Source organism: Pseudomonas sp. B14-6 (assembly GCF_013260315.1).
In the GTDB taxonomy this organism is placed as follows: domain Bacteria; phylum Pseudomonadota; class Gammaproteobacteria; order Pseudomonadales; family Pseudomonadaceae; genus Aquipseudomonas; species Aquipseudomonas mandelii.
Map to the genome: position 1 here is coordinate 2869047 of NZ_CP053929.1, position 21665 is coordinate 2890711.

General features: G+C 59.4%; 21 protein-coding genes and 1 pseudogene. 7 read left to right on the forward strand and 15 right to left on the reverse strand.

Features of this window, described 5'->3' with window-relative positions; translation table 11 throughout:
* Positions 1-69: 69 nt before the first annotated feature.
* Positions 70-476 (forward strand): annotated as a pseudogene (locus tag HP062_RS13095) (GNAT family N-acetyltransferase); the annotation flags it as partial.
* 126 nt (positions 477-602) lie between these two features.
* Here HP062_RS13095 and def read toward each other — a convergent pair.
* The 3 genes from def to HP062_RS13110 all read right to left on the reverse strand — a co-directional run bounded on the left by def (position 603) and on the right by HP062_RS13110 (position 2458).
* Complete coding sequence (gene def, locus HP062_RS13100) at positions 603-1142, reverse strand: peptide deformylase (protein ID WP_172791513.1); 540 nt, start codon at positions 1140-1142, stop codon at positions 603-605.
* Positions 1139-2095 (reverse strand): YihY/virulence factor BrkB family protein, encoded by a 957-nt coding sequence (locus HP062_RS13105; protein ID WP_010457347.1) that lies wholly within the window; start codon positions 2093-2095, stop codon positions 1139-1141. Before HP062_RS13105 ends, def begins: the two co-directional genes overlap by 4 nt.
* A 171-nt stretch (positions 2096-2266) precedes the next feature.
* The gene (locus HP062_RS13110) at positions 2267-2458 is read right to left on the reverse strand and encodes a CsbD family protein (RefSeq protein WP_010457349.1); all 192 of its coding nucleotides are present in this window, start codon (positions 2456-2458) and stop codon (positions 2267-2269) included.
* A gap of 199 nt (positions 2459-2657) precedes the next feature.
* Here HP062_RS13110 and HP062_RS13115 point away from each other — a divergent pair, with 199 nt between their 5' ends.
* Entirely contained in the window at positions 2658-3035 is a 378-nt protein-coding gene (locus HP062_RS13115) for a hypothetical protein (protein ID WP_010457352.1), read from the forward strand.
* A 205-nt stretch (positions 3036-3240) separates the two neighbouring features.
* On the opposite strand, the gene fadD1 is transcribed toward HP062_RS13115, so the two are convergent.
* A complete protein-coding gene (fadD1, locus tag HP062_RS13120; protein ID WP_010457354.1) occupies positions 3241-4941 on the reverse strand; it encodes a long-chain-fatty-acid--CoA ligase FadD1 in 1701 nt (566 codons plus the stop codon).
* Positions 4942-5324: 383 nt separating this feature from the next.
* A complete protein-coding gene (gene fadD2, locus HP062_RS13125) occupies positions 5325-7013 on the reverse strand; it encodes a long-chain-fatty-acid--CoA ligase FadD2 (protein WP_010457356.1) in 1689 nt (562 codons plus the stop codon).
* Positions 7014-7248: 235 nt separating this feature from the next.
* Here fadD2 and HP062_RS13130 point away from each other — a divergent pair, with 235 nt between their 5' ends.
* On the forward strand, positions 7249-8193 hold the full coding sequence (locus tag HP062_RS13130; RefSeq protein WP_010457358.1) for an alpha/beta hydrolase: 945 nt from the start codon (positions 7249-7251) through the stop codon (positions 8191-8193).
* Positions 8194-8234: 41 nt separating this feature from the next.
* Positions 8235-8705 carry a MaoC family dehydratase gene (locus tag HP062_RS13135; RefSeq protein WP_008151121.1) on the forward strand — a complete coding sequence of 157 codons (471 nt, stop codon included), beginning with the start codon at positions 8235-8237 and terminating at the stop codon, positions 8703-8705.
* 195 nt (positions 8706-8900) lie between these two features.
* Here the strand turns inward: HP062_RS13135 and HP062_RS13140 are convergent, their stop codons facing one another.
* From HP062_RS13140 to HP062_RS13155, 4 genes are all read right to left on the reverse strand, one after another.
* Complete coding sequence (locus HP062_RS13140; protein ID WP_077748686.1) at positions 8901-9758, reverse strand: HlyD family secretion protein; 858 nt, start codon at positions 9756-9758, stop codon at positions 8901-8903.
* A 10-nt stretch (positions 9759-9768) separates the two neighbouring features.
* Complete coding sequence (locus tag HP062_RS13145; protein ID WP_008151119.1) at positions 9769-9975, reverse strand: DUF1656 domain-containing protein; 207 nt, start codon at positions 9973-9975, stop codon at positions 9769-9771.
* A complete protein-coding gene (locus HP062_RS13150) occupies positions 9962-11950 on the reverse strand; it encodes an FUSC family protein (RefSeq protein ID WP_010457364.1) in 1989 nt (662 codons plus the stop codon). The genes HP062_RS13145 and HP062_RS13150 overlap by 14 nt, the downstream gene beginning before the upstream one ends.
* Before the next feature lie 158 nt (positions 11951-12108).
* Complete coding sequence (locus tag HP062_RS13155; protein ID WP_010457366.1) at positions 12109-12576, reverse strand: PA2169 family four-helix-bundle protein; 468 nt, start codon at positions 12574-12576, stop codon at positions 12109-12111.
* Between the two features lie 203 nt (positions 12577-12779).
* Here HP062_RS13155 and HP062_RS13160 point away from each other — a divergent pair, with 203 nt between their 5' ends.
* Together HP062_RS13160 and HP062_RS13165 are read left to right on the forward strand one after the other, a co-directional pair.
* Positions 12780-13016, forward strand: a complete 237-nt coding sequence (locus tag HP062_RS13160; protein WP_010457368.1) for a DUF3820 family protein — start codon at positions 12780-12782, stop codon at positions 13014-13016.
* 28 nt (positions 13017-13044) lie between these two features.
* Positions 13045-14226 (forward strand): aminotransferase class V-fold PLP-dependent enzyme, encoded by a 1182-nt coding sequence (locus HP062_RS13165; protein ID WP_172791514.1) that lies wholly within the window; start codon positions 13045-13047, stop codon positions 14224-14226.
* Between the two features lie 2 nt (positions 14227-14228).
* On the opposite strand, the gene HP062_RS13170 is transcribed toward HP062_RS13165, so the two are convergent.
* From HP062_RS13170 to zwf, 4 genes are all read right to left on the reverse strand, one after another.
* Complete coding sequence (locus HP062_RS13170) at positions 14229-14954, reverse strand: intradiol ring-cleavage dioxygenase (protein WP_077748689.1); 726 nt, start codon at positions 14952-14954, stop codon at positions 14229-14231.
* A 182-nt stretch (positions 14955-15136) separates the two neighbouring features.
* On the reverse strand, positions 15137-15802 hold the full coding sequence (locus tag HP062_RS13175) for a bifunctional 4-hydroxy-2-oxoglutarate aldolase/2-dehydro-3-deoxy-phosphogluconate aldolase (protein ID WP_010457374.1): 666 nt from the start codon (positions 15800-15802) through the stop codon (positions 15137-15139).
* A 17-nt stretch (positions 15803-15819) separates the two neighbouring features.
* Complete coding sequence (gene pgl / locus HP062_RS13180) at positions 15820-16533, reverse strand: 6-phosphogluconolactonase (RefSeq protein WP_169858027.1); 714 nt, start codon at positions 16531-16533, stop codon at positions 15820-15822.
* On the reverse strand, positions 16520-17989 hold the full coding sequence (zwf, locus tag HP062_RS13185) for a glucose-6-phosphate dehydrogenase (protein ID WP_010457378.1): 1470 nt from the start codon (positions 17987-17989) through the stop codon (positions 16520-16522). Before zwf ends, pgl begins: the two co-directional genes overlap by 14 nt.
* Positions 17990-18228: 239 nt before the next feature.
* Between zwf and HP062_RS13190 the strand changes: the two genes are divergently transcribed.
* A complete protein-coding gene (locus tag HP062_RS13190) occupies positions 18229-19089 on the forward strand; it encodes a MurR/RpiR family transcriptional regulator (RefSeq protein ID WP_169858048.1) in 861 nt (286 codons plus the stop codon).
* A 153-nt stretch (positions 19090-19242) separates the two neighbouring features.
* Here the strand turns inward: HP062_RS13190 and HP062_RS13195 are convergent, their stop codons facing one another.
* Positions 19243-20097, reverse strand: a complete 855-nt coding sequence (locus HP062_RS13195; RefSeq protein ID WP_010457382.1) for a D-hexose-6-phosphate mutarotase — start codon at positions 20095-20097, stop codon at positions 19243-19245.
* Positions 20098-20204: 107 nt separating this feature from the next.
* Positions 20205-21551 carry a carbohydrate porin gene (locus HP062_RS13200; RefSeq protein WP_010457384.1) on the reverse strand — a complete coding sequence of 449 codons (1347 nt, stop codon included), beginning with the start codon at positions 21549-21551 and terminating at the stop codon, positions 20205-20207.
* Between the last annotated feature and the right edge of the window lie 114 nt (positions 21552-21665).

A 21665-nucleotide genomic window follows, 5' to 3' on the forward strand; every position in this document is an offset into this window, starting at 1 on the left:
GGTATACACCTATCGCCGGCCGCGCGTTCTTTTATAATCACCCGCTTTGCGCACCGACAGATCGAACCCATGCCCGACACCCAGTACACCCTGCTCGCCGAGCCGTTATGGCCGCTGATGAACAAGTTTTATCGCGCCCACCAATCGTCGATGAAAGCGGTTCGCGACGCTCAGCTGTGGGTCGCCAGACGCGAGGAGATCATTGGCGCGCTGTGTTTGCGGCCGGTCTCGGGGGGCATTGGTTGACGGGGTTGTTCGTCGATCCGGCCTGTCGCGAACAGGGCATCGCGGCGGCGTTGATCGCCGAAGCGGTGCGCGGTCTCGACCAACCGGTCTGGCTGTTCTGCCACCCGGACTTGCGGGGCTTTTATGAACGCCGAGGGTTTTCCTTCGATCCGCCAATGCCCTACGCCATGACCGAACGCCTGAGCCGTTATGCCCGCAGCAAACCGATGATTGCCATGGGCCTGGAACCGTCTGTGAGTTCGACATGTAGGAGCGAGCCTGCTCGCGAAGGCGGCGTGTCATTCGACATCATCGGTGAATGACCCGCCGCCTTCGCGCGCAGGCTCGCTCCCACCGTGGTTTGTGGTGTTTTCGGCTCAGTCGTCGGCGTCAGGGTCGAGGTCCGGGAACATCACTTCGGTGAACCCGAATTGGCTGAAGTCGGTAATCCGTGACGGGTACAACCGGCCGATCAGGTGATCGCATTCATGCTGCACCACCCGCGCATGGAATCCCTCGGCGATCCGCAAGATAGGCTGGCCCTTGGGATCGAAGCCTTCGTAGCGAATCTGCTGACAACGGTCTACCGCGCCGCGCAGGCCGGGCACTGACAGGCAACCTTCAAAGCCCTCTTCCATCAGCGAGTTCAAAGGTGTGATCAGCGGGTTGATCAGAATGGTCTGCGGCACCGCTTCAGCGTCCGGGTAGCGTTCGCTGTGTTCGAACCCAAAGATCACCAGTTGCAGATCGACGCCGATCTGCGGCGCAGCCAGGCCGACGCCACCGACGCTTTCCATGGTCTGGAACATGTCGTCGATCAGTTGCCACAATTCAGGGCTGTCGAACATCTCGGCCGGCACCGGCGGAGCAATGCGCAGCAGGCGTTCATCGCCCATTTTCAGGATTTCACGGATCATTTTATGGTTTCGTCAGTGTGCGGCTTGATCGAGTGATCCCGACCCAGTCCGGAAACGTGGTGTTTGGGTTCGTGATCGAGCTCACCGGGGACTTTTTCACCGTCATTCTTGCCTTCGGTCGACATGTGCTCGATCACTGCATTCATCTCCGCGCCCAGCAACAGCACCGCGGCGGAAATATAAAAATAGAGCAGCAACACGATGATCGCGCCGATACTGCCATACATGGCGTTGTAGTTGGCGAACTCCTTGACGTACAGGCCAAAGCCCACGGAGGCAAGGATCCACACCACCACCGCCAGCACCGAACCTGGGGTGATAAAACGAAACTCCTGTTTAACGTCGGGCATGACGTAATAAATCAGCGCCACGGCCACCATCAGCAAAATCACCACCACGGGCCAGCGCACGATGGTCCACAGGGTCACGATGAAGTCTTCCATGCCGACTTGCGCGGCAATCCAGCCCATCAGTTGCGGCCCGAGCACCATCAACGCGGCGGCGATCAGCAGCATGCCGGCGATGCCAACGGTGTAGATGATCGACAGCGGAAAACGCTTCCACGCGGGCCGGCCTTCGACCACGTCGTAGGCGGCGTTCATCGCGCTCATCATCAGCCGCACGCCAGCGGATGCGGTCCACAGGGCAATCACGATACCAATCGACAGCAAGCCACCCTTGGACTGCTGGAGTTGGTCGATCACCGGGTTCACCTGTTCCAGCGCCTGGGGCGGCAGGACCAGTTCCGATTGCAGACGCAGCCAGGAGAAGAAGTCCGGCAGGTGCAGGAAACCGATCAGAGCGATCAGGAACAGGATGAAGGGAAATAGCGAAAACAGCATTTGATAGGCCAGCGCCGAGGCATAGGTCGACATCTCATCGTCGACGAACTCGGTGACCGTGCGCATCATCACACGGTGCAGGCGCAGGCCTTTCATGTGGGGGAAAAACATTAGCGTCTCCTTTCGCCGCAGGTTGGGTTGAAGTCGAGGCGACTCAGGGGCCGTTTTCTACATCAAAGTAGCCTACTTGGCGACTTTGAAACAATTTCCGTGCGCAAGTTCAGGCTGACACAAAAACGGCCATCCGTGGATGGCCGTTCATGTTGTTCATCAAAGGCCGAATCAAGCCTTGTCGACGCCTTTCTTAATCGCGTCCTTGGCTTTGCCGACCGCTTGCTGGGCCTCGCCTTTTCTTTCCTGCACGACGCCTTCTGCGCGCATTTTGTCATTACCGGTGGCCTTGCCGACGCCTTGCTTGACGTTGCCGGCGGCTTCGTTGGCCATGCCTTTTACTTTATCGCCAGTGCTGCTCATGGTGTTTCTCCTGTGAACAATTCAACGGAAAAAGTCGTTACACAAAGATTGACCGGGGGCATTTGCGTGGAGTTTCATTTATTTCACGGCGACATTTCATCGTTCAATGCAGGTTGGGCTTTATGTTTGCCGACCAACCCCCGAGAATGCGCAACGTATTCAGGCCATGGCGCTGAAGATCCAATCCCGTAGGAATGTTATGAAACTCGATAAAAAGCAGGCCATTGCCCGCAGAAACCAGGAACTCGGCGGTGCTGTGCTTGGCGTCAACAACTGCCATTTCACCGAACTGAACCGCAACCGCAACATCTGGTGGTTCGATATCCCGGTGGCGCGCCTGGCCATTGGTCAGTACGAATGGGTTCACCTGTTGATGCACACGCCGGAAACCGACGAACTGCTGCACTTGAAAGTGCCGACGGTGTTCCTGCGCGAGAAGCTTGAGGGCCTGGTGGTGCGCAACGAAGGCAAGCGCAAGGCCGCCTTGAGCCTGGAACTGAGCGCCGACAAGGACTCGTACCTCCAGGACATGCGTCCGGCGGGCACCAACGTCAATTTCGCGCCGTTTCGCCTGTAAATAACGAGCCCCCTGTGGCGAAGGGAGCTTGCTCCCGCTGGGCTGCGAAACGGCCCTGAAACCTGCAACCCCGTTTCGTCAGATGCACCGCATACGCCGGGTTTGCGACTGCTTCGCAGTCGAGCGGGAGCAAGCTCCCTCGCCACAAAAGCGGTCCTGATAGCGTTTAAAAAAAAAGCCCCGCATCTGCGGGGCTTTTTGTTTGTTACGCGCCGACTTTCCTGGCGTTGAGCTTCTTCAGCTCTTCGTCGCGCAATTCGCGGCGCAGGATCTTGCCGACGTTGGTGGTCGGCAGCGCATCGCGGAACTCCACGGCGCGTGGGACCTTGTAACCGGTGACGTTCGCACGCATGTGCTCCATCACCTGCTCCTTGGTCAACGTCACGCCCGGTTTGGCGACGATGAAGATCTTGATCGCCTCGCCCGACTTCTCGTCCGGCACGCCGATGGCCGCGCATTGCAGCACGCCCGGCAGGGTCGCCAGCACATCTTCCAGCTCGTTCGGGTAAACGTTGAAACCGGAGACCAGAATCATGTCTTTCTTGCGATCGACAATTCGCATGTAGCCGTCCGGCTGGATCAGCGCGATGTCACCGGTCTTCAACCAGCCTTCGCTGTCGAGCATTTCATCGGTGGCGTCCTGACGCTGCCAGTAGCCCTTCATCACTTGCGGACCTTTCACACACAGTTCACCGATTTCGCCCAGCGGCTGTTCAACGCCGGCATCGTCGATGACCTTGCACACGGTCGATGGAACCGGAATACCGATGGTGCCGATCTGGATGTGCTGGATCGGGTTCACGGTGGCGACCGGGCTGGTTTCGGTCATCCCGTAACCTTCGCAGATGGCGCAACCGGTGACCGCTTTCCAGCGCTCGGCTGCCGCCAGTTGCAGGGCCATGCCGCCGGACAGGGTGACTTTCAGCGCCGAGAAGTCCAGCTTGCGGAACGCTTCGTTGTTGCACAGCGCCACGAACAGGGTGTTGAGGCCGACGAAGCCGCTGAACTTCCACTTCGACAGTTCTTTGACCATCGCCGTCAAATCGCGCGGGTTGCTGATCAGGATGTTGTGGTTGCCGATCAGCATCATCGCCATGCAATGAAAGGTGAAGGCATAGATGTGGTACAGCGGCAGCGGCGTGATCAGGATCTCGCAGCCTTCGTTGAGGTTGGAACCCATCAGCGCCTTGCACTGCAACATGTTCGCCACGAGGTTGCGATGGGTCAGCATCGCGCCCTTGGCTACGCCGGTGGTGCCGCCAGTGTATTGCAGGACGGCAACGTCGCTGCTGGCCGGGTTGGCTTCAGCCACTGGCTGGCCGTGGCCCTTGCTCAGCACGTCGTTGAACTTGATTGCCTTGGGCAAGTGATACGCCGGGACCATCTTCTTCACGTACTTGATGACGCTGTTGACCAGCAGGCGCTTGAGCGGTGGCAGCAGGTCGGCCACTTCGGTGACGATCACGTGCTTGACGCCGGTTTTCGGCACGACGATTTCGGCCAGATGCGCCATGTTGGCCAGGCAGACCAGGGCTTTGGCACCGGAATCGTTGAATTGGTGTTCCATTTCCCGCGCGGTGTACAGCGGGTTGGTGTTGACCACGATCAGCCCGGCGCGAATGGCACCGAATACGGCGACCGGGTACTGCAACACGTTGGGCAGTTGCACGGCGATTCGATCGCCCGGCTGCAAGTCGGTATGCTGTTGCAGGTAAGCGGCAAAGGCACCGGACAATTCGTACAGTTCACCGTAGGTGATTGTCTTGCCCAGGTTGCTGAATGCCGGTTTGTCGGCGAAGCGCTGGCAGGAACGTTTCAACACTGCCTGAATATTCGGATACTCGTCTGGATTGATCTCGGCAGCAATCCCGGCAGGGTACTTATCCTTCCAAAAGTCTTCGTTCATGGAAGCCCACTCCTCAGCAACGCGAATTCAGCACCGCATTTGATGCGATTATTATTGGTGTGTGTTTGTCGGTGAATCTAGCGCTTTCATAAGCCCGAGACGTCACAAAGCGCGCCGAGAGTAGCAGCTTTGCCAAGGGTCGACTAGAGCCAAAAGCGGCCTCTACGGTCACAATTGTGACTCAAGAATTGCTAGCGGTCATTTTAGAGCAAAAATTCTATACATCCCTGAAAAGCCTGTGAAACCGGGGGCTTCAGATGTTTAAAAGCTTCGCGGGCAAGCCTCGTTCCTGCAGGCTCGCATCGTTCGCTGACTTAATGAACGACACGAACCTGCAGGAGCGAGGCTTGCCCGCGAACGCGCGAAGCGCGGCCATTCACCAACTACGCGATATCCCGCAACTCCCGCCGCAGGATCTTGCCCACCGGCGTCATCGGCAACGACTCCCGCAACACAATGTGCTTGGGCACTTTGTACGCCGTGAAGTTTTCCTTGCAGTACGCCTTCAGCTCTTCAAGGCTGACCCCTGATTCGCGGGCCACCACAAACAGCTTCACCGCCTCCCCCGAACGCTCGTCCGGCACGCCGATCACCGCACAGTTGGCGACTTTCGGGTGAGCCATCACGATGTCTTCGATCTCGTTCGGGTACACGTTGAAGCCCGAGACGATGATCATGTCTTTCTTGCGATCGACGATGCGCACAAAACCGTCCGGGTCGATCACCGCGATATCGCCGGACTTGAACCAGCCTTCGGCATCCAGCACCTCGGCGGTGGCTTCCGGTTTCTGCCAGTAGCCCTTCATGATCTGCGGGCCCTTGATGCACAGTTCGCCTCGCTCGCCCAGCGGCTGCTCGACGCCTTCATCGTTGATCACTTTCAGGGTGGTGCCCGGCACCGGCAGGCCGACCGTGCCGATACGCGATTTGTCGCCGTAGGGGTTGGTGCAGGCCACCGGTGAGGTTTCGGTCAGGCCATAACCCTCGGTGATGCGGCAGCCGGTGAGCTGTTCCCAGCGCTCGGCGGTGGCCTTGACCAGCGCGGTGCCGCCGGAGTTGGTCAGCTTGAGGCTGGAGAAATCCAGGGTCTTGAAGTCGGGGTGATCCATCAATGCAACGAACAGCGTGTTAAGCCCCAGCAGTGCCGAGAACCGCCAGTTCTTCAGCTCCTTGATGAAGGCGCCGATGTCGCGTGGATTGGTGATCAGCACGTTGTGGTTGCCGGTCACCATCATGCACATGCAGTTCGCCGTGAAGGCATAGATGTGGTACAGCGGCAGCGGCGCGATCATCACTTCCTGACCTTCGCGCAGCAATGGCTGACCGTCGCTGCCGAACTGTCCGAGGCATGCCCGCGCCTGTTGCATGTTCGCCACCAGGTTGCCGTGGGTCAGCATCGCGCCCTTGGCCAGGCCGGTGGTGCCGCCGGTGTATTGCAACACCGCGATGTCGTCGAGGCTGACGTTCAGCGGCTTGATGCCCAGGCCCCGGCCCAGACGCAGCGCGCTCTTGAAGGAAATCGCCTGGGGCAAGGAATAGTCCGGGACCATTTTCTTGACCTTGCTCACCATCGTGTTGACCAGCCAACCCTTGGCGGCAGGCATCAGGTCGCCCATCTTCGCTTCGATCAGGTACTGGATGTCGGTGTCGGGCAGCACTTCCTGGACCTTGGCCCCGAACATGTTCAGGTACACCAACGCCCGGGCACCGGAGTCCTTGAACTGATGACGCATCTCCCGCGCGGTGTACAGCGGGTTGGTGTTGACCACGATCAGCCCGGCGCGCAAGGCACCGAACACGGCAATCGGGTAATGCAAAACGTTGGGCATCTGCACCGCGATGCGATCCCCCGGCACCAAGTCGGTGTGGGCTTGCAGGTAACCGGCGAACGCCAGGCTGTAGCGTTCCAGTTCGGCGTAGGTCAGGGTCACGCCCATGTTGCTGAAGGCGGGGCGATCAGCGAATTTCTTGCAGGAACGCTCGAACACCTCAAGCACCGACTTATAGGCCCCAAGGTCAATGTCCAGGGGCACGCCGGCCGGGCGTTTGTCATTCCAGAAATCAGGTTGCATTGTTCTTGTCCTCTTTACCTGAGCCTATCCGGGCCGCTTTTCTGTCACTTTTGTAAAAGCGGGGCTTCACGGACACTAGCAGCTATGGCGAATCAGGCAAATATGCCAATGGGCGTCATTGACCGCGTGAATCTTGCTGCAGCGGCGTGGCCTGATCAGACGGCAAGCGCTGGATGCGCTATACAATGCATCGAGGCTATTTTCATACCCGGCAGCCCCATGCAAAGGAATCGCCATGATCCACGACACTTTCTGGCTGACCGCGAGTGACCGCAGCCGCCTCTTCGTCAACCAGTGGCTGCCCGATCCGCCTTTGAAAGCCGTGATTCTGCTGGCCCATGGCATGGCGGAACACAGCGGTCGCTACGCCCGCCTGGCGGAAAAACTCTGCGCGCAGGGTTACGGTGTCTACGCGCCGGACCTGCGTGGACATGGCAAAACTGCCGAAAACGGGACACTCGGCCATTTCGCCGATGACGATGGCTGGTGCAAAGTGGTTGGCGATCTGGCGAGCCTCAACCAGCACATCGGCCAGCAACATCCTGGCGTGCCGATCGTGCTACTCGGCCACAGCATGGGCAGCTACATCGCCCAGGCCTACCTGCTGCATCACAGCGCCAGCCTGCACGGTGCGGTGCTCAGCGGTTCGAACTTCCAGCCCATCGCTCTCTATCGTGCGGCACGTCAGATTGCCCGTGTCGAAAAATTGCGTCAGGGGCCCAAGGGCCGCAGTGCGCTGATCGAGTGGCTGTCGTTTGGCTCGTTCAACAAAAAATTCAAACCGGTGCGCACGCGTTTCGACTGGCTCAGCCGCGATCCGGCGGAAGTCGATCGGTACGCCAACGACCCGCTCTGCGGCTTTCGTTGCACCAATCAGCTGTGGATCGATTTGCTCGGTGGGTTGCAGCAAATCAGCAAAGCGTCCAATCTCGCTCAGATTGATCCGGGCCTGCCGTTGCTGGTGATTGGCGGTGAATGTGATCCGGTGAGCGAAGGCAAACGTCTGAAGGATCTGGCCGATGCACTACGCGCGGCCGGCAGCCAGAACCTGCAACTGACTATTTACCCGCAGGCACGGCATGAACTGTTCAACGAGAGCAACCGCGATGAAGTGATCAATGACGTGTTGAACTGGATCGCCCAGGCGCTGAGCCACCGCCGGCCACCCAGATCGGAATAGTTTTTTTGTGGATTTTTTATTCGTCACAGGAATTGAAACAGATGACCCAGGTTACCAACACCCCATACGAAGCCCTCGAAGTCGGCCAGACCGCCAGCTACAGCAAGACGGTCGAAGAGCGCGACATTCAGTTGTTCGCCGCGATGTCGGGTGATCACAACCCGGTGCACCTGGACGCGGAATTCGCCGCCGGCACCATGTTCAAGGAGCGCATCGCTCACGGCATGTTCAGCGGTGCGCTGATCAGCGCGGCCGTGGCTTGCGAGTTGCCTGGGCCGGGGACTATTTATATCGGTCAGCAGATGAGCTTTCAGAAGCCGGTGAAGATTGGCGACACCCTGACCGTGCGCCTGGAAATCCTCGAGAAACTGCCGAAGTTTCGTGTGCGGATCGCCACGCGGGTGTTTAACCAGCGCGATGAATTGGTAGTGGATGGCGAGGCCGAGATTCTGGCGCCGCGCAAGCAGCAGACGGTGACGCTGCCGACCCTGCCGGCGATCAGCATCGGCTGATTCACCTCTCACCTGTGGCGAGGGAGCTTGTCGGAACACCGCACCGTCCCGTTGGGGTGCGCAGCACCCCCAAATCAGGCGTCGCGTTTGATCTGATCAACCGCGGCGTTAGTTTTTACAACTGCTTCGCAGCCGAGCGGGACGGTGCAGCGTTCCGACAAGCTCCCTCGCCACAATGATTGCGGCGCAGCGTATTTAGCGTTCGCTTACCTGCACACTCGCCGTCATCCCCGAACTCAGATTCATGCCCTCCGGCAATTTATCAATCTTGATCCGCACTGGAATCCGCTGTGCCAGCCTCACCCAGTTAAACGTCGGTTCTACCTCCGCCAACAACTGCCCATCTGGCGTGGTATTGCGATCGGTAATCCCGCGGCTGATGCTTTCCACATGCCCGTCCAGCGCTTCTCCCGCGCTCATCAACCAGATCTTCACCGGATCGCCCACCCGAATCCGCGACAACTTGGTTTCCTCGAAATACGCCTGCACATAGAAGGTCGAATCATCGATCAACGCCATCACTGGTTGCCCGGCGTTCACATAATTGCCTTGGGCCAGGCGCAGGTTGGTGATGTGGCCGCTGCGAGGCGCATGGACCTGACTGCGCGCCAGATTGAGTTCGGCAACCTTGGCTTCCGCCTGAGCTTCACGCAATTCACCCCGGGCGATACCGGCGTTGATTTGCGCGTTCTCGCGCAGTTCGGCACTGATGGCTTGCGGCCCGAGGCTGGCGCGGCGACTGGCTTCGCGTTCGCGCAGATTGAGTTGTTGCTGGCGGGTCTGCACCACCGCCTGGGCCTTCTCCAGCGCCGCTTCGAACCGGTCACGATCGATGCTCAGCAACAGGTCGCCCGCCTTGACCGGCTGGTTATCGAACGCCTTGAGCTCACGCACCCACCCCGAGACGTCCGGGGCGATGACCACCACGTCGGCGCGGATCCGCGCATCCCGGGTCCAGGGCGTGAGCATGTAGTACTGCCACAAATGGAAGCCGGCAAAGATCGCCACCGCCACCAGGCTCAAGGTTACCGCGACACGTACGGGGGTACGCATGTTCAACTCCTTATAAAGGTCCGAGGACGACGGTGATCAAGGTCAATACACAGACGTACAAGGCGCAATCAAACAGTGCTTCGTGCCAGATCCAGCGGCCGACCGGTGTCAGGCGCAACAGCATGCGCAAGGCTCCGGTGACCAGCAGTGCCAGCAGCACGTAAATCAAAAACGGACTGAGCAGCACGCCGCCCACCGACCACTCACGCAAGCCCATGGCTTTGCTCCTGCTGACGGCACCAGGCGCGCCAACTGCTCTGCAGTTGCAGCACCGCGCCCTGAGCCAGTTTCACCGCGTCGCTGGGTGGCAACGCGTACAAGGTCTTCAAGAAATCTGCGCTGGGTCGTTCGAGCGCATCGGCGCAGTTGCCCGCAGGGCCCTGCTCAAGGACTTTTTCCAACTGCTCGAGATAACGCCGCTGCGGTGCGCTGACCGGCACTTGCGCCACCGCCAGGCTCAACCGCAGATGCAACAATTCATCGCCGATATCGAGGCCGAGCAAGCCGTCATCCCAGCGACTGCGCGCCGGTTCCGGCAACTCGGGATAGTGCCGCGCCAGTTGCAGCAAGCGGTCGGCCATGCGTCCGCCAAACCAGCTTTCGGCACCCCGCAGGTTACGTCGGGTCAGCCGCACCAGATCGTCGAGCGTCGCTGCCAGCAAGCGGCGGCCATGCCACGCCGGGTTACGCAGGATCAGCAAATGAAACGCCAGCACCGCCGCGCCGACACCGACCACCATCGCCTGGGCGCTGTTGAAGAACGTGGCGACGTCGAATTTCATCGCGTTCAGCGGCGACACCAGCACGATGAAATGCAGACAGAACGAAGTCGCCGTGGCCCCAATCTGCGGCTTGGCCATGCCCAGCGCACCGAAAAACAACGGCACGCCCATGCCCATGCAGAGCAAGGCAAATCCGCTCCATTGCGGCAGCAGAATCTGCCCGACGAAAAACGCCGCGGGAATCGCCAGGAAAATGCCACGCATAAAACTCATGCCGATCTGCGCACCGTTCTCTCGACTGGCGAACAGGCTGCACACCACGCACGTCAGCACCAGGGCGCCCGACGCGGCGGGCCAGGCCGTCGCCAGCCAGAAGCACGACACCACCAGAAACGCCAGGGCACTACGCGCGCCAAACACCAGCGCCAATGACAGGTCGCGGTGCGGCGCCAGGGTGCGTGGCGGATCGACCGTTTCGCGCCCCTCCTCCACCGCTTTCATCGCCGCAGTGGCCGCCATCGCGGTATCGAGCAACAAGGTGAAACGGGCCAGGCAATAACTCTGCGCCGAGCTGATGTGCGGGTCATGGGACGCATCGAGCAACCTCGGCCGCAACGCTTGCAGGGTCGCCGTATCGTCGCCGCTGAGCGCAACCTGAACCTCGGTCATCCACGGCGACAGTTGCTCGGCTTCCTGTGGTTCCAGTTGCTTCCACTGACGGCGCACCGAACGGGCAATGCGCAGCAGCATCAAGAGCTTCTGGCTCAAGCCGCTGATGGCTCGTGCCCGCTGCCGACCCAGGCCACCTTCAAACCAGGCATGTTCGCGCTGGGCATCGACCGCGACGATTCGCCCGAGGATTTCCAGCAACCCCTTACGGGCCTGAGCATCGCCGGCCAGCGTTGCACGCGCAGCATTCATCCCGCTGTTCCAGGCGGCTCGCGCCTGATCCGCCAGTTGTCGCTCGACGCGCATTGGCCACAGCAACGCGCTGGCCGCCGTGGCGCACAGGATGCCCAGACAGATTTCCGTGCAGCGCGCCACGGCCTGGTCGAACACCGTCAGCGGATGGGTAATGGCCGGCAACGCGATGATCGCCACCGTGTAACCGGCCAGCACAAATGAATAGGACCAGGCACTGCGCAGCAACGTTGAACTCGCCGTACACAGCCCCAGCCACAACGCCAAGGCCAGCAAAAACAGCCAAGGCGTCTGGGCGAACAAGCCCATGAATACCACCGACATAATCGTGCCGACCAGCGTGCCCAGCAGCCGTGCCAGCCCCTTCTGCACCACCATTCCAGACAATGGCTGAGCGACGATGAACGCCGTCATCAATGCCCAGGCGGGTTGCTCAAGCCCCCAGCGCAATGCCAGCCACAGGGCCAGACCGCCACCGATCAAGGTTTTGATTGCGAACTGTAGGGCGCGGCGGTCAGGCGCAAACAAAGCCTGCAAAGTGATAGGCACGTAAAAGACTCTTGAAAGGACGTTTTTAACGATAGTCGGGTTCACTGAAGTCACTTGAAAAACAAATTATTAGCGAGCTATCTATATTCCGTCCAGCGTTAAATCCCAGACACAAAAAAACGCCAGACTGGCTGGCGTTTTTGACAGGCTACGAACGCTTAAGAGCGTGCGCGAGCCTGGTTGCGCAGGGCTTTTACCTGGTCGTGATTGCGTTGCACGCCGTGGTACTGACGTTCAACCAGGTCACGAATGCCCACCAGATTGTGCTTGTTGATTTTTTCGAGGGCTTCTTTGTAAGCCTTCAGTGCATGGTCTTCACCGCGTTCGGCTTCGTTCAGCACGGCTTCTTCATCCTTGCCGGTGAACATCGCTTTGACGTCGACCCAACGACGGTGCAGATCACCGCTGACGCTGGTGGACGTTTCCGGATCACCACCCATCGAACGCACGGCACTCTGAAGTTCGGCAGCGGCGGTGGCGCAGTCGGCGGAGCGTTGCACGAACAGGGTTTTGAGTTCAGGGTGTTTGATGTCTTCAGCGCAAGTCTTGAACCCTTCCTGACCGTCTTTGCTGGTTTCAATCAGGTCGTTGAGTACAGAGATCGCTTCTTTATTCATGTCGGTCATTTTTCAATTCCTTGCGGGTTGATGAAAGATGCAATAGCTATTGCACCCTGCATGCCAGCTTCGAACCGAGAATTTATGCGTTATATTTCAACAAGTTAGTTATAGCGACCAAATCTGTATCCGCTTTTTTTGCATGAACTGTCAATTGGCCTGCATGCAGAATGCCTGTATTTTCCAGCCTGATGAATCAAGACGACCGATAGATGAACCCTGAAAAGCTCGAACTGTTGATCACCCGTGAAATGCCCTTCGGCAAATACAAGGGTCGCATCATTGCAGACCTGCCCGGCCAATACCTGAACTGGTTCGCCCGTGAAGGATTCCCGCACGGTGAGCTGGGCGGATTGCTGGCCCTGATGCAGGAGATCGACCACAACGGTCTGTCGGACCTGCTCGAACCGCTGCGCGCCAAACACGGCAAACCTGCCCCGCGCCACTGACATCGTCATCAAAAAAGCCGAGTAGCTCATGCCCGATAACACCCGTCGCGCCCGTGATGAACATTTCTGGAAAACCTTTGCCGACCGCTACTCGGTCGAACCCGGGCCCATCAACCTTGAAAACGGTTACTTCGGACGGATGTCGCGCACCGTGGTCGAGGAGTACGAGCGCAATATCGAGCTGATCAACCGCAGCAACTCGGTGCATGTACGCCAGCGTTTCGAACAGATCGAAAGTCTCGAGATCCGGGCGCAGCTCGCCCGCCTGATCGACGTTCCAGTCGACACCGTGGCCCTCACCCGTAACGCGTCGGACGGCCTGCAATCGTTGATCCGCAATTACAATCGCCTTCAGCCGGGCGATCAGGTGCTGATTTGCGATCTGGAGTACGACACGGTCAAAGGCGCGATGCGTTGGCTGGCACGGCATCGCGGCGTGGAAGTGATCGAAATCGACCACGCGCACCCCGCAACGTTTGACAGCTTGCTGGCGACTTATCGCGACGCTTTCGCGCGTTATCCAAAGCTCAAATTGATGGCCCTGACCCATGTCACCCATCGCACCGGATTGGTCATGCCCGTGCAGGCCATTGCTGCTGCCGCGAAAGAATACGGCATCGACGTGATCCTTGACGGCGCGCACGCCCTCGGCCAGATCGAGTTCAATCTGGATGAACTGGGCGTTTCTTTCGCCGGCTTCAACCTGCACAAGTGGATTGGCGCGCCCCTGACGCTGGGCTTTATCTATATAGACCCCGAGCGTTTGGCCGACATCGACCCGGACATGGGCGAGATGCACTTCCCGGTCACCGATATCCGCGCCCGCACGCCCTACAGCACACCGAACATCCCGGCCCTGCTGACGCTGCCGCTGGTGTTCGAGGAGCATCTCGCCATGGGCGGGGCCGCTGCCAAGAGCACACGGCTCAATTACCTGCGCAACCGTTGGGTCAAAGCAGTTCGCGAGTTACCGGGGATCGAGATCATGACACCCGATGACCCGCGACTGTATTGCGGCATTACCTCGATGCGCTTTACCCAGCATACCGATCAACAGGCGATGGTCGAGCGGCTGCTCAGCGATTACAACCTGTTCACCGTGGTCCGCAGTGGCGCGGCGAGCGGGCCCTGCATTCGCATTACACCAGGGCTCACCACCACCGCTGCCGACATGGATCTGCTGGCCAGGGCGCTGAGCGAGTTGCGCTGACGTCAGACCGTGTATTTGTCGAAGTCCTCCGGCTTGATTTGCGTCGAAGCGGCGAACGTGTCGATACCGATGGTCGTATGCCCGAAAAAGCCATCCTCGTTCGAGTCTCGACCGAGGGTGTGGACCGTCAATGTCGAAGCCTCGCCAGCCTGCTCGCGGTAATAAGTGTCTTCATTGTTGCTCAACGGCGAGACCGATCGGCCGCTGTAGTCCCGGGCGTTTAGCACCGAACGTGAAGCGGGTTCGGGGAAGTAGAGCTGACCGACCCAGGCGACGTGTCGTTCGTCGAGGTAATTGTTGCCGGACGTGATGCGCACGGCGACATGAATGTGCAAAGTGCGGCCGGCATAGAACCCCGGGTAGATGGTGGTAAACCGCACAATGCCCTTTTTGTCGGTGAATTGTCCGCCACGCAGATAGGTGTCGTCGTCGGTGCGCGGGATGGAGCCGATGTCCCCGACATCGACTTCCTGGTCCGGATTGACCTTGCTCCAGCCCGAATACGCACCGCGCGCATTGCAATGCCAGATATCGACCAGGGCTCCGGTCACCGGCTCCCCCGTCATGGCATCGACAATCGACAGTCGCAGCACCAGGGGAATGCCATCGGCGCTCTCGCTGATGTTGCGCCTGATCAGTTTCGGATTGCGGAAATACGGGCCGGCAATTTGCTCGGGAGACAGCAGGTAAACGGAGGGTGCGGGTGTTGCGGAGGTGGTGTCGTCCATGACGTTCTCTCTTCCATAAGATGAACGCAGGTTAACGCTGGATGGGCGGCGAGAGGCGGTAACTATGTATCGCATCATTTCCCTTGCAGGAGCGGTATTTCATCAGGCAAAAAAAAACGGTGCACCGACCAAGCGCACCGTAAAGCCGTAGAACACACAACGAAGTGTTTGGTAAAAGCCGATCAGTCCAGCAGCGCCAAGGCCTCGGCGGTGCATTCCTGAATGCGGGCCCAGTCGCCGTTCTTGATCCACTCGGGATCCAGCATCCAGCTACCGCCCACGCACATCACGTTTTTCAACGCCATGTAGCTCTTGATGTTGGCCGGGCTGACGCCGCCGGTCGGGCAGAATTTCACTTCACCGAACGGGCCGCCAAGGGCCTTGATGGCGGCAACGCCACCGCTGACTTCCGCCGGGAACAGCTTGAAGCGGCGATAACCCAGACCATAGCCTTCCATGATGCCGGAAGCGTTGCTGATGCCTGGCAACAGCGGGATCGGGCTATCGACGCTGGCTTCGAGCAGGTCACGGGTGATACCCGGGGTGACGATGAACTGCGAGCCGGCCGCTTCGGCAGCGGCGAGCATCGTGCGATCCAGCACAGTACCCGCACCGGTCACCAGCTCCGGACGCTGCTCACGCAGAATCTGGATGGCCTTGAGGCCGAACTGCGAACGCAGGGTCACTTCCAGGGCAGTCAGGCCACCGGCGGCCAGGGCATCGGCCAGCGGCAGGACGTCCTGTTCGCGGGCGATGGTGATCACCGGCAGGATCCGCGCCTTGGCGCAGAGGCTGTCGATCAGGGCAATTTTGTCCGCCATGGAAACGGTCGGGGATGTGATTGTCATAGCGGCTGATCCTTGGCTCATGGGCACCAGTAAATCTCTAACGTAGGTTGCAGAAACGCGCGAATCGGCATGGCGGCGACATCGTCACCGGCCAATGCGGCACTCAAAGTGGTCAGTTTGGACTGACCGGAAATCGATAGAACGGTGGTCTTGGCCGAGGCCAGCAGCGCGCGGCTCATGGTCAGTCGCTGATGCGGCACGGTCGGCGCCAGCATCGGATAGCACCGACGGGTGCCGTCGACTTTCAAGGCATCGATCAGGTTCGGGCTGTTGGGGAACAACGAAGCGGTGTGACCGTCATCGCCCATGCCGAGGATCAACACATCGATCGGCGGCAATTCGGCGAGCAAACGGTCGGCCTGCTCGGCCGCCAGTTCAAGGTTCGCGGTGGCGCTGTAGAGGCTCAGAAACTGAGCCTTGGCTGCCGGGCCTTGCAACAGGTAACGCTTGAGCAGACCGGCATTGCTGTCGGCATGCTCGACCGGCACCCAACGCTCGTCGGCCAGGGTGACGACCACCTTGGACCAGTCGAGTTTCTGCTTCGCCAGGTTCTGGAAGAACGCCACCGGGCTGCGGCCACCGGACACCACCAGCGTCGCGCTGCCGCGAGCGTCGATGGCATCACTCAGTTGCTTGGCCACAATCAGCGCCAGACCATCGGCCAGCAACACCGGGCTTTTGAACTCATGGGCGCTGACGCCCTGAGGCAGTTTCAATTCAGATATCGCCATACCACGACCTCCCATCCCGCGTGATCAGAGCAATGGAGCTCATCGGTCCCCAGGACCCGGCCGCATACGGCTTGGGCGCATCACCGGATTTTTTCCACCCGGCGATCAACTGGTCACACCACTTCCACGCGGCTTCGATTTCATCTTTACGGACAAACAGGTTCTGATTGCCGCGCATCACTTCCAGCAACAACCGCTCGTAGGCATCGGGAATCCGTGCGCTGCGATAAGTGTCGGAAAAATTCAGCTGCAACGGACCGCTGCGCAACTGCATACCCTTGTCCAGGCCTTGTTCTTTGGTCATCACACGCAAGGAAATGCCTTCATCCGGTTGCAGGCGGATAATCAGCTTGTTGCTGATTTGCAGGCGCTGCTCGGGGGCGAAGATGTAGTGCGACGGTTCCTTGAAGTGGATGACGATCTGCGACAGCTTCTGCGGCATGCGCTTGCCGGTGCGCAGGTAAAACGGCACGCCGGCCCAGCGCCAGTTGCGGATGTCCGCACGCAGGGCGACGAAGGTTTCGGTGTCGCTCTGGGTGTTCGAATTCGGTTCTTCCAGATACCCCGGAACCGGTTTGCCTTCGCTGTACCCGGCGATGTACTGGCCGCGCACCACTTGTGTAGTCAGGCCTTCCGGGCTGATAGGCGCCAGGGCCTTGAGCACTTTGACTTTCTCGTCACGGATGCTGTCGGCGGACAGGTCGGCCGGCGGGTCCATGGCGATCAGGCAGAGCAGTTGCAGCAGGTGATTCTGAATCATGTCCCGCAGCTGACCAGCCTTGTCGAAGTAACCCCAGCGGCCTTCGATGCCGACCTTCTCGGCCACGGTGATTTCCACGTGGGAGATATAATTCTGGTTCCACTGGGTTTCGAACAGGCTGTTGGCGAAACGCAGGGCGATCAGGTTCTGGACGGTCTCTTTGCCCAGGTAGTGATCGATGCGGTAGGTGCGGTTCTCCGGGAAGAACTGCGCCACGGCGTCGTTGACCTTGCGCGAGGATTCCAGGTCCGAACCGATGGGCTTTTCCAGCACCACGCGGGTGTTTTCAGTCAGGCCGACCTTCGACAGGTTCTCGCAGATCGCACCGTAAACGGCGGCCGGCGTGGCGAAGTAGGCAATCACACGCTGGGCGCTGCCGGCCATTTCGGCCAGGGCGACGTAATCGTCGGCCTTGAGGAAGTCGACATGCAGGTAGCTCAAACGGGCCAGGAAGCGTTCGACCACAGCTTCGTCCAGCTCTTTGGCACCTACATAACGGCGCAGTTCGGAGGCGATGAACGCCAGGTGTTCCTGTTCGCTGCCTGGCTCACGGGCCAGCGCGATAATCCGCGTTTCCTCGTGCAGCAGGCCTGCGCCATCGAGTTGATAAAGGGCAGGAAACAGTTTGCGCAGGGCCAAGTCACCGAGGGCGCCGAACAAGGCAAAGGTGCACGGTTCAACCGTAATCGAAGGCATGATGTTTGTTCTTTTATCAAGTTAAGCTACAAATACCTTTTTTCAAGGCATCACTCAAGGGAAAATGTAGTAATAACCACAACATTTTCGCAAAATACAGATTCCGAGTGGTGGTCGGTCGGAGCCATCAGTAGGATAGGCCACCGTGACGGGCCCGATCAAAGTCCCAATTTGCATAGCCGGGGCCCTTATTTGCATTGCTCTCTTGTTTGCGGAGCTAAGGAACATATATGGACCGCGTGCGAAATTTACTGGAACAGATCCAGAATCGCCTTGAAGACCTGAACAAGGCGGAACGCAAAGTCGCCGAAGTGATCCTGCTCAACCCTGAGCTGGCCACCCGGTTCAGCATTGCCGCGCTCGCCCAGGCCTCGAAGGTCAGCGAGCCGACGGTCAACCGTTTCTGCCGTTCGTTCGGCGTCAGTGGCTACCCGGAGCTCAAGCTTCAACTGGCCCAAAGCCTGGCCAGCGGCGCGGCGTATGTCAGCCGTGCAGTCGAGGCCGATGACAATCCCGAGGCGTACACCAAGAAGATTTTCGGCAGCGCCATTGCGTCGCTGGACAGCGCCTTGCAGGCACTGGACCCGAACCTGATCAGCCGCGCCGTCGACCTGTTGATCCAGGCCCGGCAGATCCACTTCTTCGGCCTTGGCGCCTCGGCCCCGGTGGCGCTGGACGCGCAGCACAAGTTCTTCCGCTTCAACCTGGCGGTCACCGCCCATGCCGACGTGCTGATGCAGCGCATGATTGCGTCAGTGGCGCATACCGGCGAGTTGTTCGTGATCATTTCCTACACCGGCCGCACCCGCGAACTGGTGGAAGTGGCGCGTATCGCCCGGGAGAACGGCGCTTCAGTGCTGGGGCTGACGGCCGAGGGGTCGCCTTTGGCCAAGGCCAGCACCTTGAGCCTGAACATTCCGTTGCCGGAAGACACCGACATCTATATGCCGATGACGTCGCGGATCATCCAGCTGACCGTGCTGGATGTGCTGGCCACCGGCATGACCTTGCGCCGTGGCGTGGACTTCCAGCCGCATTTGCGCAAGATCAAAGAGAGCCTGAATGCCAGTCGGTATCCGGTTGGGGATGAGTTTAACTAGGTCAATATCTTCATTGCCTGTCCTGGCCTCATCGCGAGCAGGCTCGCTCTCACATTAGATCTTCGGTGGACACTGTATTTGTATTCAAAGCAGGTCCACTGTGGAAGCGAGCCTGCTCGCGAAAGGGCCAGCCCAGGCGCAAAGATTCTGGAACTAAACCCCCACCCGCGCCTGCAAACTCAAATGCGCTTTCTGCCCCGGCGCCAGGCTCAAACTGTCGGTCCCGCCACTCGCCGCCTCGACACACACAAATTCTGAAATCTCGTTCCAGCTCACCCCCAGCAACGGTCGCGCCCCCGGATGCCAGACCACCGTGTCCGCATGGTCACCGGTGTCGATGCACAACTCGCGCTGCCAGGCGTGGTCCTTGAGCTGCAATTCACCGTCATGCTGGAACACCCGCTGACACCCACCGTCGACTCTCAACTCGCCTTCCTGCTGGCAAACCTGGCGGTTCAACTGGTCGTAACCGTGGGCGCCATCGAGTCCGGACAGCGCTATCTCACCGACATCACCAATACGCCAATAGGCATGCAACGCCTGGCTCAATTGGCACGGCAGGCTGTCCTGATGCTCGGTGCTCAGGCGCAGATCCATGCGTTCGCCCAAGTGTGCGTGCAGGTCCACTTGCCAGTCACACAGCTGAAGTTGCCAATGCAGGCGCACGCCATCGTCGTCATGGCTGCTGTCGAGCAGTTTCCAGTCGATCAACCGTGCCCAGCCATGAGAAGGCCAGGCGTTTTCGCTTGGATGACGGCCATACCACGGCCAGCATACCGGCACACCGCCACGAATCGCGCCGACTTGTGGCCACTTCGCCGCGCACCAGAGCCAGGGCTTCTGGCCCTTTGGCTGGAAGTGCAGCAACTGCGCGCCCTGCCGGCTGAACACCGCCTGACACAGCGGGTGATCGATCACCAGCACATCGCGCTTCTGATAGCGCTCCCACGCAAACACCGGACGTTCGCGCAAGGATTTGAAGAAGCGTTGTAGCGGATGCTCATGCATGTGCCACGGTCCTGAAAATCATCCGGGGTGCGCCGCCCCAAAAAAAAGCGGACAGCCAAGGCTGTCCGCAAAAATGCGCACATAGAGAGGAGCTTATCGCAACAGCGTTAGAACACCGACTGAATTTTCAGGCCGGCCACCAGCGCGTTGTCGACTTCATCCACACCGCCCGGGTGAGTGATGTATTGCAGGTTAGGACGCACGGTCAGCCAGTTGGTGACGTGGAAACCGTAGTTGATCTCGTAGTTGTACTCAGTGTTACGCAGCGGCGCGAACAGCGGGTCCTGATAGTCAGTGACATTGTTGGAGGCGTTGACCAACTCTGAGTTTTTCTTAACGTCATCGTTGACATGGATACGGGCGGCACCGATACCGAAGTCATCCTTCGGCCGTGCATCGAACGGGCCTTTGTACACCAGCATCAGCGACTGGTAGTTATCGACGAAGTTGGTGTCCTTGTCGTGGAAGGTAGCGTTGGCAGCAATGTTCAGACCGCGGGAAGCGTCACCGTTGTGGGTGGTGAGTTGTTGCTGCGCCACGAACCAGTAGCCGGACTTGCTGCTGTGGCTGCGATAGGCGTTACCGCTGGTTGCGGCGTCATTACCGTTGTCGTCTTCACGAACGTCATCGGCCTTGGCCGTGCTTTTGTAGTAACCGACACGGTATTCGCCCGGCAGGTTGCCAGGGTTAGGCAACCAGACCAGTTCGACCGGCAACACGGTGCCCTTGGTACCACTGCCGCTGAGTTTGAAGCCGTTACCGTGCTCCAGTTGCGACGGGTTCTGGTTGTACGCGCCGATCTGCGCATACCACTCAGGCGAGATGTTGTACTTCACGCGAACCGCAGCCTGCATGACCGGCCAGTTGTACCAGATGTTGGTCGCCCAGTTACCCGCTTGGGAACCGCAGAACGCCAGGTTCTGGAACTCGCACGGGAAGGTGTTGAAGTCTTCGCCTTCGCCGAAGTAACCGGCCTTGACGTCCAGTTTGCCATCGAGGAACTGGTGCTTGATCCACAGTTGGGTCAGGCGAACCATGTGGCCACGGCCGTAGACTTCCTGGGAGGAACTCAAGGTGCCGGCACGCGGATCGCCGACACGGTCATTGGAGATGTTCTCACCGTTACGGTTGGTGAGCTGGACCTTGGCCTGGGTGTTATCCCAGCCCCACAGTTTTTGCAGGTCCAGCGCCACGCCCAGGCCAAACTGGTCGGCGTAACGCGCGGTCTTGTCGTTGTTGTAGCCACCGTGAAGGTTGCCACCGACTTCACCGACGTAGTCCATCTTGATGTCGATGCCCCGCTCGATCAGCTTGGTCCGCTCGCCACCCCAATCGCCGGTCATCCATTCGGAATCGGCGCTGAACGCGTCAGCCGCGTGCACACTACCGGCCAGCATCATGGCCGCAACCGCGGACAACTGGCAGATAAGCTGAGCGTTGTTGTTCTTCTTCATCCCTACATCCTCGTTTTATTGTTATTAACTGTTTTTATTTAACGCGGTTACATCAGGTGCGGAGAGCGACAGGCCGCTCACCGCATATCCCCCTGCAGGAGCCAGTTTTGCCGG

Coding starts and splice junctions, on each gene's coding strand:
- def (WP_172791513.1), bottom strand. CDS start 1,142: ATGATCCGTGAAATCCTGAAAATGGGCGATGAACGCCTGCTGCGCATT.
- HP062_RS13105 (WP_010457347.1), bottom strand. CDS start 2,095: ATGTTTTTCCCCCACATGAAAGGCCTGCGCCTGCACCGTGTGATGATG.
- HP062_RS13110 (WP_010457349.1), bottom strand. CDS start 2,458: ATGAGCAGCACTGGCGATAAAGTAAAAGGCATGGCCAACGAAGCCGCC.
- HP062_RS13115 (WP_010457352.1), top strand. CDS start 2,658: ATGAAACTCGATAAAAAGCAGGCCATTGCCCGCAGAAACCAGGAACTC.
- fadD1 (WP_010457354.1), bottom strand. CDS start 4,941: ATGAACGAAGACTTTTGGAAGGATAAGTACCCTGCCGGGATTGCTGCC.
- fadD2 (WP_010457356.1), bottom strand. CDS start 7,013: ATGCAACCTGATTTCTGGAATGACAAACGCCCGGCCGGCGTGCCCCTG.
- HP062_RS13130 (WP_010457358.1), top strand. CDS start 7,249: ATGATCCACGACACTTTCTGGCTGACCGCGAGTGACCGCAGCCGCCTC.
- HP062_RS13135 (WP_008151121.1), top strand. CDS start 8,235: ATGACCCAGGTTACCAACACCCCATACGAAGCCCTCGAAGTCGGCCAG.
- HP062_RS13140 (WP_077748686.1), bottom strand. CDS start 9,758: ATGCGTACCCCCGTACGTGTCGCGGTAACCTTGAGCCTGGTGGCGGTG.
- HP062_RS13145 (WP_008151119.1), bottom strand. CDS start 9,975: ATGGGCTTGCGTGAGTGGTCGGTGGGCGGCGTGCTGCTCAGTCCGTTT.
- HP062_RS13155 (WP_010457366.1), bottom strand. CDS start 12,576: ATGACCGACATGAATAAAGAAGCGATCTCTGTACTCAACGACCTGATT.
- HP062_RS13160 (WP_010457368.1), top strand. CDS start 12,780: ATGAACCCTGAAAAGCTCGAACTGTTGATCACCCGTGAAATGCCCTTC.
- HP062_RS13165 (WP_172791514.1), top strand. CDS start 13,045: ATGCCCGATAACACCCGTCGCGCCCGTGATGAACATTTCTGGAAAACC.
- HP062_RS13170 (WP_077748689.1), bottom strand. CDS start 14,954: ATGGACGACACCACCTCCGCAACACCCGCACCCTCCGTTTACCTGCTG.
- HP062_RS13175 (WP_010457374.1), bottom strand. CDS start 15,802: ATGACAATCACATCCCCGACCGTTTCCATGGCGGACAAAATTGCCCTG.
- pgl (WP_169858027.1), bottom strand. CDS start 16,533: ATGGCGATATCTGAATTGAAACTGCCTCAGGGCGTCAGCGCCCATGAG.
- zwf (WP_010457378.1), bottom strand. CDS start 17,989: ATGCCTTCGATTACGGTTGAACCGTGCACCTTTGCCTTGTTCGGCGCC.
- HP062_RS13195 (WP_010457382.1), bottom strand. CDS start 20,097: ATGCATGAGCATCCGCTACAACGCTTCTTCAAATCCTTGCGCGAACGT.
- HP062_RS13200 (WP_010457384.1), bottom strand. CDS start 21,551: ATGAAGAAGAACAACAACGCTCAGCTTATCTGCCAGTTGTCCGCGGTT.